The organism is Cytobacillus sp. S13-E01, assembly GCF_029193815.1.
Lineage (GTDB): Bacteria > Bacillota > Bacilli > Bacillales > Bacillaceae_L > Bacillus_BV.
In genome coordinates this window covers 276,414-293,741 of sequence record NZ_JARFVC010000001.1, presented here as the reverse complement: position 1 = coordinate 293,741, position 17,328 = coordinate 276,414, and the positions used below count along the sequence as shown (strand labels likewise).

The 17,328-nt window shown below is 35.8% G+C and carries 15 protein-coding genes; 12 read left to right on the top strand and 3 right to left on the bottom strand.

The window, feature by feature from the left end; genetic code table 11:
- Positions 1-11 precede the first annotated feature (11 nt).
- From PY093_RS01415 to PY093_RS01390, 6 genes are all read left to right on the top strand, one after another.
- Positions 12-560 (top strand): peroxiredoxin, encoded by a 549-nt coding sequence (locus PY093_RS01415; RefSeq protein ID WP_275644066.1) that lies wholly within the window; start codon positions 12-14, stop codon positions 558-560.
- A 97-nt stretch (positions 561-657) separates the two neighbouring features.
- Positions 658-1,113, top strand: a complete 456-nt coding sequence (locus PY093_RS01410; protein WP_275644065.1) for a TlpA disulfide reductase family protein — start codon at positions 658-660, stop codon at positions 1,111-1,113.
- Positions 1,114-1,348: 235 nt separating this feature from the next.
- Positions 1,349-3,103, top strand: coding sequence for an ABC transporter ATP-binding protein (locus tag PY093_RS01405; RefSeq protein ID WP_275644064.1), 1,755 nt, complete (start codon positions 1,349-1,351; stop codon positions 3,101-3,103).
- Positions 3,104-3,117: 14 nt separating this feature from the next.
- On the top strand, positions 3,118-4,950 hold the full coding sequence (locus tag PY093_RS01400) for an ABC transporter ATP-binding protein (RefSeq protein ID WP_275644063.1): 1,833 nt from the start codon (positions 3,118-3,120) through the stop codon (positions 4,948-4,950).
- 106 nt (positions 4,951-5,056) lie between these two features.
- Positions 5,057-5,977, top strand: a complete 921-nt coding sequence (locus tag PY093_RS01395; RefSeq protein ID WP_275644062.1) for a DUF4349 domain-containing protein — start codon at positions 5,057-5,059, stop codon at positions 5,975-5,977.
- Positions 5,978-6,070: 93 nt separating this feature from the next.
- Positions 6,071-6,736: a potassium channel family protein gene (locus PY093_RS01390; protein ID WP_275644061.1), complete on the top strand. Its 666-nt coding sequence runs from the start codon at positions 6,071-6,073 to the stop codon at positions 6,734-6,736.
- Positions 6,737-6,902: 166 nt separating this feature from the next.
- On the opposite strand, the gene rnjA is transcribed toward PY093_RS01390, so the two are convergent.
- Complete coding sequence (rnjA, locus tag PY093_RS01385) at positions 6,903-8,570, bottom strand: ribonuclease J1 (protein WP_275644060.1); 1,668 nt, start codon at positions 8,568-8,570, stop codon at positions 6,903-6,905.
- Positions 8,571-8,576: 6 nt separating this feature from the next.
- Entirely contained in the window at positions 8,577-8,786 is a 210-nt protein-coding gene (locus tag PY093_RS01380) for a DNA-dependent RNA polymerase subunit epsilon (RefSeq protein ID WP_275644059.1), read from the bottom strand.
- A 593-nt stretch (positions 8,787-9,379) separates the two neighbouring features.
- Between PY093_RS01380 and PY093_RS01375 the strand changes: the two genes are divergently transcribed.
- Positions 9,380-10,156: a Cof-type HAD-IIB family hydrolase gene (locus tag PY093_RS01375; RefSeq protein WP_275644058.1), complete on the top strand. Its 777-nt coding sequence runs from the start codon at positions 9,380-9,382 to the stop codon at positions 10,154-10,156.
- 41 nt (positions 10,157-10,197) lie between these two features.
- Here the strand turns inward: PY093_RS01375 and def are convergent, their stop codons facing one another.
- Positions 10,198-10,752 carry a peptide deformylase gene (def, locus tag PY093_RS01370; RefSeq protein ID WP_275644057.1) on the bottom strand — a complete coding sequence of 185 codons (555 nt, stop codon included), beginning with the start codon at positions 10,750-10,752 and terminating at the stop codon, positions 10,198-10,200.
- Between the two features lie 416 nt (positions 10,753-11,168).
- Between def and PY093_RS01365 the strand changes: the two genes are divergently transcribed.
- The 5 genes from PY093_RS01365 to lpdA all read left to right on the top strand — a co-directional run bounded on the left by PY093_RS01365 (position 11,169) and on the right by lpdA (position 17,315).
- Positions 11,169-11,837 carry a YkyA family protein gene (locus PY093_RS01365; RefSeq protein ID WP_275644056.1) on the top strand — a complete coding sequence of 223 codons (669 nt, stop codon included), beginning with the start codon at positions 11,169-11,171 and terminating at the stop codon, positions 11,835-11,837.
- 556 nt (positions 11,838-12,393) lie between these two features.
- Positions 12,394-13,509, top strand: a complete 1,116-nt coding sequence (gene pdhA / locus PY093_RS01360; protein WP_275644055.1) for a pyruvate dehydrogenase (acetyl-transferring) E1 component subunit alpha — start codon at positions 12,394-12,396, stop codon at positions 13,507-13,509.
- 3 nt (positions 13,510-13,512) lie between these two features.
- A complete protein-coding gene (locus PY093_RS01355; protein WP_275644054.1) occupies positions 13,513-14,490 on the top strand; it encodes an alpha-ketoacid dehydrogenase subunit beta in 978 nt (325 codons plus the stop codon).
- A gap of 95 nt (positions 14,491-14,585) precedes the next feature.
- Positions 14,586-15,902: a dihydrolipoamide acetyltransferase family protein gene (locus tag PY093_RS01350; RefSeq protein WP_275644053.1), complete on the top strand. Its 1,317-nt coding sequence runs from the start codon at positions 14,586-14,588 to the stop codon at positions 15,900-15,902.
- Between the two features lie 3 nt (positions 15,903-15,905).
- Positions 15,906-17,315 carry a dihydrolipoyl dehydrogenase gene (lpdA, locus tag PY093_RS01345; RefSeq protein ID WP_275644052.1) on the top strand — a complete coding sequence of 470 codons (1,410 nt, stop codon included), beginning with the start codon at positions 15,906-15,908 and terminating at the stop codon, positions 17,313-17,315.
- Positions 17,316-17,328: the final 13 nt, after the last annotated feature.

The following is a 17,328-nucleotide window of genomic DNA, read 5'->3' as shown; positions in this document are numbered from 1 at the left end:
GGGATATACATATGGCAGAACGTATGGTTGGAAAACAAGCACCGCGTTTCGAAATGGACGCAGTCTTAGGTAACAAAGAATTTGGTAAAGTAAGTCTTGAGGAAAACATGAAAAACGATAAGTGGACAGTTCTTTTCTTCTATCCAATGGATTTCACGTTCGTTTGCCCAACTGAAATCACAGCTTTATCTGATCGTTATGATGAGTTTGAAGACTTAGATGCAGAAGTAATTGGCGTCTCTACTGATACGATTCATACTCACTTAGCATGGATCAATACTGACCGCACAGAAAATGGCTTAGGTGAATTAAAATACCCATTAGCAGCTGATACAAACCATGCAGTGTCACGTGAATATGGTGTATTAATTGAAGAAGAAGGGATTGCACTTCGTGGTCTTTTCATCATTAGCCCAGAGGGTGAATTAATGTACGCAGTAGTTAATCACAACAACATTGGTCGCGATGTTGATGAAACACTTCGTGTACTTCAAGCATTACAAACGGGTGGACTTTGCCCTGCTAACTGGAAGCCAGGACAAGCAACTCTTAACGTTTAATTAAAGGTAAACAACATATACAAAAGGGTCTAACAGTAATGTTAGGCCTTTTCAACCTAAAATAACAAGATATATCGGTCATATAGGAGGAATTTCTATGAAGCTTAGAGATCAAATGCCTGAATTAGAAGGCGCTACCGCTTGGATAAACGGTGAAGTAACGAAGACACAACTAATTGGCGATAAACCTACCTTAATCCACTTTTGGTCAATCAGCTGTGGTCTTTGTAAAGAAGCAATGCCTGATATAAATAAATTCCGTGACGAATATAAAGAAAAGTTGAATGTTGTAGCTGTACACATGCCCCGTTCTGAAAAAGATTTAGACTTAGAGGAAATCAAACAAGTTGCAGAGCAGCACGATATCACTCAACCCACTTTTATTGACAATAATCATAAATTAACGGAAGTATTTGAAAACCAATATGTTCCCGCCTATTATGTTTTTGATGCCCAAGGGCAATTACGCCACTTCCAAGCTGGTGGAAGTGGAATGAAGATGTTAACTAAACGTGTGAATCGCGTTTTAGATGAAAATGAAAAAACTCAATAGATACTAAGGAAAGATCGACCCCATATGGTTCGATCTTTTTTACTTTTAACTACATTGTCTACCTTTTCGGTTTAGATAAGTGAAATAGCGTAAAGAAACTTTTGATTGTTTATTTAAATTAAAAAATTCAACATTTTTACACTATTTACTGGAAATTAATTTCGAAACTCGATATATTAATATATACGTGTAACTTTTTCACAGAAAATTCACATCTTATGTGGGAGGCTTGGAAATGGAAACTTTTAAGAAACTAAAGCAGTTTTATTGGCCATTTAGGCATTACTTTTTATGGTCAAATATATTCCTACTGTTTGTAACGGCAATTACCGTTGTATACCCAATGGTGCTACAATTTACAATTGATGATGTTATTGGAGAAGGAAAATATGAATATGTACCTTACCTAGCAATTGGATTTATAGGAATCATGGTGTTAAAGGGGATTGCAACATATTTTAACCAATATCTTGGTGATATGTTTGGGATTAGATCCGTTTATACATTACGAAATGCTTTATATGAAAAGCTGCAATTCTTACCATTCAGGTATTATGACAATGCAAAAACGGGTGATTTAATGTCACGATTAACAGCAGATGTTGAGGGTTTTCGCTTTTTCTTATCCTTTGGTTTTGCGGAATTAATTCGTTTTGTATTTTTATTGGGAATTAGTTTTACTGTCATGTTTTATTATTCGGTTCCTTTAACGCTTGTGACAATTGCTTCACTTCCATTTTTGGCGGTTGCGGTTTACAAATTTGACAAAACTGTTCATCCAGCTTTTCGTGGGATTAGAAAGTCATTTGGTCGACTAAATACGAAGGTGCAAGAAAATATTAGTGGGATTAACACTGTAAAATCACTTTCAAGAGAAGGTTTCGAGATTAATAAATTTAATGATTCAAATACAGATTATAAGGACCATTATTTAAAAACATCAGATATTTGGGCCAAGTACTTTCCACTCATGGAGTTTATCGGTAATATTTGTGTCGTAACATTACTATCTTATGGTGGTTATCTTGTAATAAATGGTTCAGTAACAACCGGAGAGTTAGTAGCTTTCTTTAGCTTAGTCTGGTATATTATGTGGCCAATCATGAACTTAGGTTTCGTTATTAACATGTTTTCACAATCAAAGGCATCTGGAGAACGTCTATTAGAAATCTTAGAAGTAGAACAAGAGATTTTAGAAAAGCCATCCGCGATTAAGAAGGAAAGCTTAGAAGGGCATGTTGAATTTAAAAATGTTACTTTAAATTATACAGAGGATGATGAAGAAGCATTGAAATCTATCTCGTTTAATGCAAAGCCTGGAAAGGTTATTGGTTTAATAGGAGCAACAGGATCAGGAAAAACAAGTATTACCCAATTAATTACCCGATTCTATGAGCCAAGTAAAGGTCAAATATTAATTGATGGAAGAGATGTTAGTGATTATTCTCTCCATACCTTAAGAAATAATATTGGATTTGTACTACAAGAATCGTTTTTATTCTCTTCAACCATTAAGGCTAATATTGCCTATGGTAACCCTGATGCAACGATAGAACAGATTATTGATGCAGCAAAACGTGCTGATGCACACGAATTTATTATGGAGCTTCCAGAAGGTTATGACACGATGCTGGGTGAACGTGGAATGGGATTATCTGGTGGGCAAAAGCAACGTATTGCAATTGCTCGTTCTATTTGTATCAATCCAAGTATTTTGATATTAGATGATGCAACAAGTGCAGTTGATATGAAAACAGAATTCAAAATCCAAGGTGCGTTAAAAGAAGTTATGAAGGGAAGAACAACATTCATTATCGCCCATCGAATCTCGTCCCTAAAGCATGCAGATGAGATTCTCGTTTTAGAAAATGGCGCCATTGTTGAACGCGGAAAGCATGAAGAATTGGTAAGCAATGAAGGGCCATACCAACGTATCTACGATATTCAATTCAAAGACCAAAAAACAGTTCTACAATCACAAACACAATGAGGTAGGTGAACAATATGAATGAAAAGAAAGAAAAGCGAAGCAAACTCGACCGCTTTCAGTATTCAACAGACCAAGTAATCGAAAAACCATTTAATTGGAAGCAAATGGCAAGGTTGTTTAGCTACATGAAACCATATTCCAAAAACTTACTGCCACTTGCTTTTTTAACAGTAATCATAGCAACTGCTGTTCGATTAATCGTTCCAATCTTAATTGGTGTATATACAATGGATCATGCGATTAAAAATAAAGATACTAAACTATTAATTACGCTTGTACTTATTATTGCTGGTCTATATTTTATTTCATATTTAGCAAATACCTTCCGTATTCGTTATATGAATCTACTAGGTCAAAACGTAATTTATGATTTGAGAAAGCATCTTTTTACACATGTCCAAGGTTTATCCCACCGCTTTTTTGATCAGCGTTCGGCTGGGTCAATATTAGTAAGAATCATGAATGATATTAATTCACTGCAAGAATTATTTACAAGTGGGGTAATTAATCTTTTAATGGACTTCTTATTATTAATTGGTATTTTTGTAATATTATTTTCTTTAAGTCCCGAGTTAACCATTGCTATTTTAATTATTTTGCCAATCATGTTTTTTATTTCTACAAGCTTACGGAAAAAGATTCGCCGCTCATGGCAAACTGTAAGAATAAAGCAAGCAAAGCTTAACTCGCATTTAAATGAGAGTATACAAGGAATTCGTGTAACACAGTCTTTTACTCAAGAAAAAGAAAATATGGCTTTTTTTGACGGTGTAAATACAGAGACATTTGAAAGCTGGCGCGATGCTACTCAGAAGAATGCAATGTTTCGTCCCTTTGTAGAAATGTCTAACGCAATTGGAACAGCAATATTAATCTGGTACGGTGCAACATTAATCCAAAATCCAGAAGTTAGTGGGGTAACCATTGGGGTATTTGTCTCATTTGCATTCTACCTAGGGATGTTCTGGGAACCTATCTCAAGATTAGGTCAAGTGTACAATCAACTTTTGATGGGGATGGCCTCATCAGAGAGAATTTTTGAATTTTTAGATGAAAAACCGATCGTGTCTGAAAAAGATAATGCAATTAAGTTAGAAGATATGAAGGGCAAAATTGAGTTTGAACATGTTGAGTTTTCATATGATGAAAACCGCAAAGCTCTTAAAGGTGTCTCTTTAACGATGGAAGCAGGTCAAACAGTTGCTCTTGTAGGTCATACAGGGTCAGGTAAGACAACTATTGCCAACTTAATTAGCCGTTTTTATGACGCTACAAGTGGTGAAGTTAAAATTGACGGTTACAATGTAAAGGACCTTACAGTAGGAAGTGTTCGTTCACAAATTAGTGTCGTACTACAGGATACTTTTATTTTCTCAGGAACGATTATGGAGAATATTCGTTTTGGAAGACCAGACGCAACTGATCATGACGTTATAGAAGCTGCGAAAGCTGTTGGTGCTGACCTTTTTATTGAAAAGCTTGCGAACGGCTTTAAAACAGAAGTAGAAGAACGAGGGAATGTTCTTTCTGTAGGCGAAAGACAGTTATTATCATTTGCTCGAGCATTGCTTGCAAACCCTCGAATCTTAATTCTAGATGAAGCGACTGCTAGTATAGATACTGAATCAGAAGTAAAGATTCAACGTGCACTTAAGAAGTTATTAAACGGAAGAACTGCGATAATTATCGCGCATCGTCTTTCAACGATACGTGAGTCTGATAACATCATAGTATTAGACCATGGGGAGATCCTTGAACAGGGTTCACATGATGAACTAATGAAACGACAAGGTCAATATCACAATTTGGTAAAGGCGCAGTTTAAAATACTAGATGATGTAGGATAATTGCAGCGGGGGAATAGCTCTCCCGTTTTTTTGTAACTTTTTATATGAAATGTACGTCTAAACTTAAAAGAATACAATTTACATAATTGTCTAGGAGTGTGATGAATTGGTTAGATATTATTTATTTTCAATTGTTTTTATTTTCATTTTATTTTTAACTGCGTGTAATGCTGGACAGTCTGAATCGGCAAAGTCTGAGAATGCGAATGATATGGCTTATGAAACGAAAGAGTCAAACCAAGAAATGAATAACGACAGTGCTGCTAAAGAATCTCAAAACCAAAAATCTGTTACTTTAAAAAGTGAAAGCCAGAATAGAATGGTAATATATAACGCGGATTTACAATTGCAAGTGGACGATTATAAACGAATTCAAAGCAGTATTGAAAAACTGGTGAAAGAAATGAAAGGATATATTGTTGAATCGAATGTATATGATCAAGGAGAGCAGCAAATAGAAGGACGATTAACGGTAAGAATACCTCAGGAAAACTTTACTACTTTTATTGATACAGTGGAAAAAATGAGTGAAAAGGTACGATTTCGCAATGTTACTGGTCAGGATGTAACAGAAGAATATGTTGATTTAGAGTCAAGATTAAAATCAAAACTTGTTGTAGAAGAACGATTAATGCAGTTTATGAAAGAAGCAAAAGAAACGAAAGATTTATTACAAATTTCCGCTGACTTAGCTAGCATCCAAGAGGAAATAGAGCAAATTAAAGGGAAGATGTCCTATTTGGAAAACAAAGCAAGTTTATCAACTGTTACAATGACTTTATTTGAAAATAAAGTAGTCATTCCGGATATCGATAGTGGTGAATTAAATACATGGGAAAAAACAAAGAAACAGTTTATGGGAAGTATAAACTTTATCCTTGGAGCCGCTTCGGGTTTTATTGTATTTATAATTGGTAATTCACCAATACTTATATTACTAGTAGTAATAAGTGTAATCTTGTTCCTATTTATTCGAAAAATAAAACAGCAAAACAATTCATCCAATCAAGGAAGGTCAGGAGACTAATATCCTGGCTTTTTATATATAAAGAAATAGTACGATATGTTAAAATGAGTAAAATCATAATAATGCAATTTGCAATCATTGGGGGCATGTATCTTGAAAAAAAAAGAATTTGCAGTAATTGGTCTAGGTCGTTTTGGTGGTAGTATATGTAGAGCTTTAAGTGAAGAGGGAATGGAAGTAATGGCGATAGACGTAGTTGAGGAAAAGGTTAATGAATTTGCTTCGATAGCATCACACGCAGTTGTTGGGGATACTACTGATGAATCTGTCCTTAAAAGCCTAGGAATACGCAATTTTGATCATGTTATTGTCGCTATTGGAGACAACATCCAAGCTAGTATCTTAACAACACTGATTCTAAAAGAACTAGGTGTCAAACATATAACCGTTAAAGCTCAAAATGATTATCATGAAAAAGTATTGAATAAAATTGGTGCTGATCAAATTGTTCATCCAGAGCGTGACATGGGTAAACGGATTGCACACAATATCATTTCTAACAATGTTCTTGATTATTTAGAACTTTCAGATGAGCATAGTATCGTCGAAATTGTTGCTAGTCAAAGACTTGACGGATATTCACTAATTGATTTGGATATTCGTGCAAAGTATGGAATCAATATCGTTGCATTCAAACGTGGAAAAGATATAATTGTATCCCCACAAGCAACTGAAATTATCAAAAAAGGTGATATCCTGATTGTAATAGGTGCGGACACTGACATTGATCGATTTGAGAAAAATTTAGTTGAAGAATAGAAAAAAGAGCTAATCTCAAAATCGAGATTGGCTCTTTTTTCAAAATAGAAAGGATAAAACTCTCACCCGGCTTGACTTGCACAGGATGTGCTGATGTCGATGGTAGCACAGTACGTGGCGGGTTTTAATCGACGCGCCGAAAGGCGGGCGCCCTGCGCTTTTCTTATTACACTTCCATAATAATTGGTAATATCATTGGACGACGTTTAGTTTTTTCATATAGGAAAGGTGCCAGTGTGTCTGTAATTTCATTTTTAATTTCTGACCACTGCGTCGTACGGCGCTCCATTACTTTATTTAAATGTTTAGAAATAAGAGCCTGGGCGTCATTTATTAAGTCACCTGATTCACGCATATAGACAAATCCACGTGAGATGAGATCTGGGCCTGCTGAGATTTTAAAGTCTTTCATGTTAATACTTACGACTACGATAACAAGACCTTCCTCTGAAAGAATACGACGGTCACGTAACACAATATTACCGATGTCACCAATACCACTTCCATCAATATAGACATTACCAGAAGGTATTTTACCTGCTACAGAAGCCTCATTTTCACTAATAGCAAGAACTTCACCATTGTCCATAATAAAGCAGTTCTGTTCTGGTACTCCGCAATCTACTGCAAGCTTGGAATGCATTTTTTGCATTCTGTATTCGCCATGAATAGGCATGAAATATTTAGGTTTAATTAATCGTAACATTAATTTTTGTTCTTCTTGGCCACCGTGACCTGAAGTGTGAATATCACTTAAAGCGCCATGAACAACTTCAGCACCAGCACGGTATAACATATTAATTGTTCGGCTTACACTTATTGTGTTACCTGGGATTGGTGATGAAGAGAATACGACCGTATCACCAGGGATTATTTGAATTTGTCTGTGTGTTCCATTAGCAATCCTTGAAAGAGCAGCCATAGGTTCCCCTTGGCTACCAGTACATAAAATAGTAACTCGGTCAGCTGGTATTCTGTTAATTTGTGATGCTTCAATAAAAGTTTCTTTAGGACATCTTATATATCCTAGGTCCTGTCCAATATTTATTGCAGCCTCCATGCTTCGTCCGAAGACAGCAACTTTTCTACCATGTTGAACTGCAGACTCAACTACTTGCTGTAAACGGTGGATGTTGGATGCAAATGTTGCAAAAATAATTCTTCCAGTTACTTTACGGAAAATATCATCAATACTCTCCCCAACACGACGTTCTGACATAGTGAAACTTGGTATTTCACTGTTGGTGCTATCTGAGAGTAAACATAGTACTCCTTCTTTCCCAATTTCAGCCATCTTTGTAAGGTTTGCAGGTTCTCCAACTGGTGTAAAGTCAAATTTAAAATCACCAGTATGTACAATTTGACCTGGTGGTGTTTTTACGACAATACCATATGAATCAGGGATACTATGTGTTGTTCTAAAGAATGTAACCGATGTTTTTCTGAATTTAATAATGTCATCTTCTTTAATCTCGATTAGATTGGCAGTTCGTAAAAGTCCATGCTCTTCTAATTTATTTCTAATTAACCCTAATGCCAGCTTCCCGCCATAGATAGGGATGTTTATTTCACGTAATAAATAAGGGATTCCACCGATGTGGTCTTCATGACCATGAGTTACAAATAAACCCTTAATTTTTTCGGCATTTTTTGTAATATAGCTATAATCAGGTATAACGTAATCAATACCTAAAAGCTCATCCTCTGGAAACTTAATACCTGCATCAATTAAAATAATTTCATCTTGAAATTGAACCCCATATGTGTTTTTACCGATTTCGCCTAATCCGCCAAAAGCGAATACAGCAGTCTGATCATTTTTTACAAATTTCATAAATCATCATATCTCCAATACTTTATAGTCTACATTTTGTTGTTCATATTCAAGATGTGCACCCTGAATTCTTTGTACCAATTCAATATTAATATTACGGTCTTTTAATTTTTCCCGAACGTATCTTTCCGCCTCAGCTTCAACAAACATAGTTTTCGTTCTTTCACGAATTGGAACCTCGTTGCCTGGTTCTTGATAGTACACCTTAAAAATCATTGCCAAATCTCTCCTTAACTTCCGTTTGTTAGAATCACTTTTTCTATTATATAAAAAATTAGCAAGTTTTTCATGTTTTTTCTTCATTTGATAAAATATTTTTGGATTTTATATAAAAGAAAAAATTGAAAAAATAGGCCCTTCTAGATGTTATCATGGTAAAAGGGCTCCATCACTATATTTAAATAAAGACACATTTTAAGCTATTGTTTTCTTTTTAAGAAGATCCGACCATTGTTTTAGCAATTTTTTCCGTAACTTTTTGAGCATGACTTCATCATCTCCTTAATTTACTATTTTAAACCTACCTTGTCCAATGTAAATAGCAAGTATCATAATAATTAAAATTTTATTTATTTTTATTTTTTTGGCTGCATAAAATTTTTAATCCATCCTTATTATATGACTATTTCCGAATGATTTTCATGGGTATAAATGGTATTTTAAATATATTTTTATAAAAACCTAATTATTGACTTTTTTTGAACCATAAATTAGCATATGGGCTAAGCTGTATGCCTCCATACAGGTTAGAAATATATAAATAATAAACTGTGGCTACTTTTGGCTATTGGACGAGGTGGATGCTAAAAATGAAGAAAAAATTAGTTTTCTTTGATATAGATGGAACATTACTAGATCATGATAAAAACCTTCCATTGAGTACAAAACTTGCTATAAAAAACCTCCAAGAAGTAGGAGTAAATGTAGCGATTGCAACTGGAAGAGCGCCATTTATGTTCCAAGAATTACGGCGTGAGCTTGGTATCACTTCATATATTAGTTTTAATGGCCAATATGTAGTTTACGAAGGTGAAGTTATATATAAGAATCCTTTAGACTCAAAACTACTTCCAAAGCTAAAAGAACATGCAAATGAAAGTAACCATCCAATTGTATTTATGAATGAAAGTGTTATGAGATCAAGTGTAGAAAGTCATCAATATATACATGAAAGTATGGGTAGCTTAAAATTCGAACATCCTGCCTATGACCCGAATTTTTATACTAATCGAGAAATTTTCCAAGCCTTACTTTTTTGTACGAAAGAAGAAGAAGAAACCTATGTATCAAAATATCCTGCCTTTCACTTCATTCGTTGGCACGATTATTCTACTGACATTATTCCTTTGGGAGGCTCTAAAGCAGAAGGTATTAAGAAGATGATGGAGTCAATCGCGATTGATAGAGAAAATGTATATGCCTTTGGCGATGGGTTAAATGACGCTGAGATGCTCGATTTTGTCGGAACAGGAATAGCGATGGGTAATGCACTTGATGAAATTAAAAAGCGTGCAGACATCGTTACGAAAGATGTAGACAACGATGGGATTTTACATGGTCTTAGACTAGTAGGTTTATTAAAATAGATAGAGCTGACAAAGCTCTATCTATTATCTTTTTGAGTTCCTTACCGATCTATCGCTATTGCGTTTTGAGGGATAGCGTGTGGATCTTCTTTATTAATATGATCATAAAACATTACACCGTTAAGATGATCAATTTCATGTTGGAAAACAACTGCAGGTAATCCTCTTAAACGAAGATTAACTTCTTCGCCCTCAAGTGTTGTCGCCTTTACTTTTATCCTTGCGTAACGTGGAACATATCCAGGCACTTCACGATTTACTGATAGGCAACCTTCTCCACTAGTCAAGTAGCTTTTTTCTACGGAGTGACTAATAATTTTGGGATTAAAAAGGGCGTAGCTATATAATCGATCGTTTTCATCAGTAACATGTATGGCAATCATTCTCTTTGAAATATTTATTTGTGGTGCAGCAATTCCAATACCTGGGCGTAATTCATATTTTTCAGATATAACGGGATCTTGACTGTTTTTTACGAATTCCATCATTTTCTGCAGTATATCCTTATCTTCTTGAGACGGAGGCATGGTCACTTCTTCTGCATTTTTTCTTAAAGTAGGATGACCTTCTGTAATAACATCTGCCATTGTAATCAAATACTTCCACTCCTTTGTGTGGTTAACTTTATGTACAGACCATATATACTATGTATTTAGTTTATCAAACGATATCATTTTTTTAAATCATTTTTGCTGAGTGAAAGGTTTTGCAAAAAATCACCCTCACTAAGTATACGAAATTAGAGGATGAAATATATTTTATCGTAGAAGTTTAGGTTTGTAAAAATCATCTACTTAATCAAAAATCAGTTCTAAATTATCGGACAAGCACATAAAGTTAGATAAATGGTGTAATAACTTAATTTTTTAAAAGAAGGTAAAGTGGTAAAGTTCATTAAAAAAAGTGTAGGAACTTTGAGGGATAGACCATGAAAATAACATTCCACATTTGTTGTCAAAAAAGGGAGATAACCTTATAGTATAATATGTTACATAGTAAGGGGGATTTTTTAGTGGATGCAAAAAAGAAAGTAGTTTTATTGATACTTGGGTTTGTTTTAGCGACATTAACCGCTTGTATGGGGGGTCCCACACCTGAGGAAGAGATATATGAGACACTTGAAGAGGTTGTTGCTTTAGAAACTTCTTTTAAAGAACAGCAAAACCCTTTAGTAGAGCTTGAACAAGAAGAGAAAGCACTTTATGATGAAATCATTTCATTAGGAATGAAAGAATTTGATAAAATAGTCTCTTTATCAAAAGAGGCAATAACAATTGTTGAAGAACGTAAATCTCGTCTTAAAGAAGAATACTCAAGTATCGAATTATCAAAGCAAGAATTTAACTCAGTGAAAGAAACCATTGGCACTTTAAAAGACAGTAATTTAAAAGAAGATGCAGATAACTTAGTAACCATCATGGAAAACAGATATACTAGTTATGAAAAACTTTATTCTAACTATATAGAAGCAATTAGCTATGATAGAGAACTATACGAAATGTTTCAGAATGAAGAGTTAACGCTAGAGGCATTAGAGGAACAAATCAAGAAAATAAACGAGAGTTATGAAAAAGTGATCAGTGCGAATGAGGAGTTTAATACATTTACTGAAGAATATAATAAGGCTAAGTTAGCTTTCTATAAAAATGCAGGGCTAGAAGTAGTCTATAACGAAGAATAATTTTTTCAAAAGGGACTGTCTTAGGACAGTCTCTTTTTCTATTAGCGAATTTACCCTCTACTCACAAAATGGCTATGGATTGTATGTTTCTAACCTTTGCTCTTTAATCACTGTGATGTTAGATTGTCTTATGGTGTACCCGAGAGGTAGATTATAATACAGCTTAATCCGTTGTAATAGTACAGAGCTATAATGCTAGAATATTATGGTAAAAAATAAATACTATAAATAAGTTGTAAAAAGGAGGGGTAAAGAGATTGACTAGCTAAAACGTCTTGTTGTAAACTTGAATCTGTAAACAATAATTGTATTAATCATTGATTGAAACAAATTAATACAGTAACTTTCTAAGAGAGTTCTGGATGTTTTATTAAATAACCTTGTCTCAATTGTTTTTTGTATAAGGTTTTGTGGAAAACTATAGAATAAATAGCAATTGTAGAATAGGTCGAAAAATGTCTTGTAAAATTTGTTTTTGGGTAACCTAAAGCTGTATGAATAATTCATTTATCCACACTAAAACGAAACGGTTAAAAGAAAGGAAGAGGTGACTTAGATGGCTGCAAAAACAAATCAAGTTCTATTTGATAGCCAACAACAACTTGAAAAGGTTGCTGAACATTTCCCAACATTACAAATTCTAAATGAAGAGGGTCAGGTTGTAAGTGATGCGGCAATGCCAGATTTAAGTGATGATCGATTAAAGGAGTTAATGCGTAGAATGGTATATACTCGTATCCTTGATCAGCGTTCAATCTCATTAAATCGTCAAGGACGTTTAGGCTTCTATGCGCCTACTGCAGGTCAAGAAGCATCACAAATTGCTTCTCAATTTGCTTTAGAAAAGGAAGACTTTATCTTACCAGGTTACCGTGATGTGCCACAAATTGTTTGGCATGGCTTACCACTTTATCAAGCGTTTTTATTCTCACGTGGGCATTTTAAAGGAAATCAGATGCCAGAAGGTGTAAACGTAATTTCTCCCCAAATTATAATCGGGGCTCAATACATACAGTGTGCTGGTGTAGCTTTAGGTATGAAAAAACGCGGAGCTAAATCTGTTGCTATCACGTATACAGGTGATGGTGGTGCTTCACAAGGTGATTTTTACGAAGGAATTAACTTTGCAGGTGCATATAAGGCACCAGCTATATTTGTTGTTCAAAACAATAGATTTGCAATTTCAACCCCTGTTGAAAAGCAATCAGCTGCAAAAACAATTGCCCAAAAGGCAATTGCAGCAGGTATTCCTGGTATACAAGTAGACGGAATGGATCCATTAGCAGTTTACGCAGCGGTTGCTGATGCGCGTCAAAGAGCGATAAATGGAGAAGGACCAACTTTAATTGAGACGTTAACATATCGTTATGGTCCACACACAATGGCTGGAGATGATCCAACACGTTATCGTTCATCAGAGTTAGATGATGAATGGGAAAAGAAAGATCCACTCGTACGTTTCCGGAAATTCCTTGAAGCAAAAGGTCTATGGAGTGAAGAACAAGAAAATCAAGTAATTGAAGAAGCGAAAGAAGATATTAAAAATGCCATTAAAAAAGCCGATGATACACCAAAACAGAAAGTTACTGATTTGATTTCGATCATGTATGAAAATCTACCACTAAACCTAGAAGAGCAAATGGAAATATATAAAGAAAAGGAGTCGAAGTAAGCCATGGCGCAAATGACTATGATTCAAGCAATCACTGATGCGTTACGCACAGAATTAAAAAATGACCCAAATGTCTTAGTATTTGGAGAAGACGTTGGGTTAAACGGTGGCGTATTCCGTGCAACAGAAGGTTTACAAGCCGAATTCGGTGAAGAACGTGTGTTTGATACACCGCTCGCTGAATCAGGAATTGGTGGTCTAGCGATTGGACTTAGCTTACAAGGTTTCCGTCCTGTACCAGAGATTCAATTTTTTGGTTTCGTTTATGAAGTAATAGATTCAATCAACGGTCAGATGGCCCGTATGCGCTATCGTTCCGGTGGAAGATATAATGCCCCGGTAACAATTCGTTCACCTTTTGGAGGAGGCGTACATACACCAGAACTACATGCAGATAGTCTTGAAGGACTTGTTGCACAACAACCTGGACTTAAAGTTGTGATTCCATCAACACCATATGATGCAAAAGGACTTCTCATTTCAGCAATACGTGACAATGATCCTGTTGTATTTTTAGAACATATGAAACTTTACCGTTCATTCCGTCAAGATGTGCCTGAGGAAGAATATACAATTGAGCTTGGAAAAGCAGATATCAAACGTGAAGGTACTGATATAACTATGGTAACTTACGGAGCAATGGTTCATGAGTGCTTAAAGGCTGCTGAGGAACTAGAAAAAGAAGGGATTTCGGCTGAAGTTGTAGACTTACGTACGGTGAGCCCTTTAGATATCCCAACAATTATCTCTTCTGTTGAAAAAACAGGACGAGCTATTGTAGTTCAAGAAGCTCAAAAACAAGCTGGAATTGGCGCGCATGTAGTTGCTGAAATTAATGACCGTGCTATTTTAAGTCTTGAGGCTCCGGTCTTACGTGTGACGGCACCTGATACGGTTTTTGCTTTCTCTGCTGCTGAATCAGTATGGCTTCCAAACTTTAAAGATGTTATTGAAACTGCGAAAAAAGTTATCAATTTTTAGTTTCTAAAATCAATTGTAAGAAATCAGACCACGTGTGCTAATTTCTTTTAGGTGAATAATTAAATGACACTTATCCATAATAGGAGGCGAAAACCTTGGCATTCGAATTTAAACTGCCTGATATCGGTGAAGGTATCCATGAAGGTGAAATCGTAAAATGGTTTGTTAAACCTGGTGATGAAATAAATGAAGATGACGTACTTTGTGAAGTTCAAAATGACAAAGCAGTTGTAGAAATTCCCTCCCCTGTAAAAGGTAAAGTATTAGAGGTTTTAGTAGAAGAAGGCACTGTTGCAGTAGTTGGAGACACATTAATTAAATTTGATGCTCCAGGATACGAAGATTTGGTGTTTAAAGGTGACGATGAAGATAAAGCGCCTAAACAAGAGGAAGCCCCTCAAACGAACCAAGATCAGGAAGTTGCTTTGGCGCAATCATCTGTAAATGAAGTGGAAGTTGATCCAAACCGTCGAGTAATTGCTATGCCTTCCGTTCGAAAATATGCACGTGAAAAAGGCGCAGATATCCGTAAAGTACAGGGTTCTGGTAAAAACGGACGAGTTTCTAAAGAGGATATTGATTCATTCCTTCAAGGTGGAGCACCTGTAGTCGCAGCTCAAGGTGAACAGCAACAGGTACAAGAAGAAACAACGACTGTTAAGACTGAAGAAAAAGCAGCTCCAGTAAAACAACCTATTCCTGCGGGGCAATATCCAGAAACGCGCGAAAAAATGAGTGGAATTCGTAAAATGATTGCTAAAGCTATGGTTAATTCGAAACATACTGCACCACATGTAACATTAATGGACGAAGTAGATGTTACAAAGCTTGTAGCCAACCGTAAGCAATTTAAAGGGGTTGCAGCTGATAAAGGCATTAAATTAACATATTTACCATATGTTGTGAAAGCTTTAACTTCAGCCCTACGTGAATTCCCTGCATTAAATACGTCACTTGATGATGCAACAGATGAGATTATTCACAAACATTACTATAACATTGGTATAGCAGCGGATACTGAAAGAGGTCTATTAGTTCCTGTTGTTAAAGACACTGATCGTAAATCAATTTTCTCAATTTCTAATGAAATTAATGAATTAGCTGGTAAAGCACGCGATGGCAAGCTTTCTCCAGATGAGATGAAAGGTGCATCTTGCACAATTTCAAACATTGGTTCAGCGGGTGGTCAATGGTTTACACCTGTCATCAATCATCCTGAGGTTGCAATTCTAGGGATTGGTCGCATTGCAGAAAAACCAGTAGTACTAAATGGTGAAATCGTGGTTGCACCAGTGCTAGCATTATCTCTAAGTTTTGATCATCGAATGATCGATGGTGCGACTGCCCAAAATGCATTAAATCATATCAAACGCTTATTAAACGACCCACAACTATTATTAATGGAGGCGTAATCAATGGTAGTAGGAGATTTTCCGATAGAAACCGATACTCTTGTCATTGGTGCTGGTCCTGGGGGATATGTTGCAGCTATTCGAGCAGCACAACTAGGACAAAAAGTAACGATTGTTGAAAAAGGTACATTAGGCGGGGTTTGTCTAAATGTTGGCTGTATCCCGTCCAAGGCTTTAATTTCAGCCGGACATCGTTATGATCATGCTAAACACTCAGAAGACATGGGTATTAAGGCAGAGAATGTGACAGTTGATTTTTCAAAAGTACAAGAATGGAAATCAGGTGTTGTAAATAAACTAACTGGCGGTGTCGCAGGTTTACTAAAAGGAAATAAAGTAGATGTCGTTAGTGGTGAAGCTTATTTTGTTGATAATAATACAATAAGAGTAATGGATGAAAACTCAGCACAGACGTATACGTTCAAGAATGCTATTATTGCAACTGGCTCACGTCCAATTGAGCTTCCAGCATTTAAATATGGTGGCCGTGTAATTGAATCTACTGGTGCACTTAACCTTTCGGAAATTCCTAAGAGAATGGTCGTTATCGGTGGTGGTTATATTGGTACAGAGCTAGGTACGGCCTATGCAAATTTTGGAACTGAAGTAGTTATTTTAGAAGGTGCTGATGAAATTTTATCAGGCTTTGAAAAGCAAATGAGTTCTCTTGTTAAAAGAAAGCTTAAGAAAAAAGGTGTTGAAATCCACACTAAAGCATTAGCTAAAAGTGTGGAACAAAATGAAAATAGCGCTACTGTAACATTTGAAGTGAAAGGTGAAACACAAACAGTAGAAGCTGATTATGTTCTTGTGACTGTTGGTCGTCGTCCAAACACTGACGAATTAGGTCTTGAACAGGTAGGTATTGAATTAACTGACCGTGGATTAATTAAAATTGATAAGCAATGTCGCTCAAGTGTAAGTAATATCTTCGCAATTGGTGATATTGTTGAAGGACCTCCATTAGCACACAAAGCTTCTTACGAAGGTAAAATTGCTGCAGAAGCAATTGCAGGCCATCGAGCTGAAATTGACTATCACGCAATACCTGCAGTTGTATTCTCAGATCCTGAGCTTGCTACTGTTGGCTACTCAGAAAAAGAAGCAAAAGATGAAGGGCTAGATATCGTTGCTTCTAAGTTCCCATTTGCTGCAAATGGCCGTGCATTAGCGCTTAACAATGCAGAGGGCTTTTTGAAGTTAATTACTCGTAAAGAAGATGGGCTAGTAATAGGTGCTCAAATTGCAGGCCCTAGTGCATCTGACATGATTGCTGAGCTTGGACTTGCGATTGAAGCGGGGATGACTGCGGAAGATATTGCAATGACAATTCATGCACATCCAACGCTTGGAGAAATTACAATGGAAGCTGCGGAAGTAGCAATAGGAAGTCCTATCCATATAATTAAATAACTTATAGCATGCA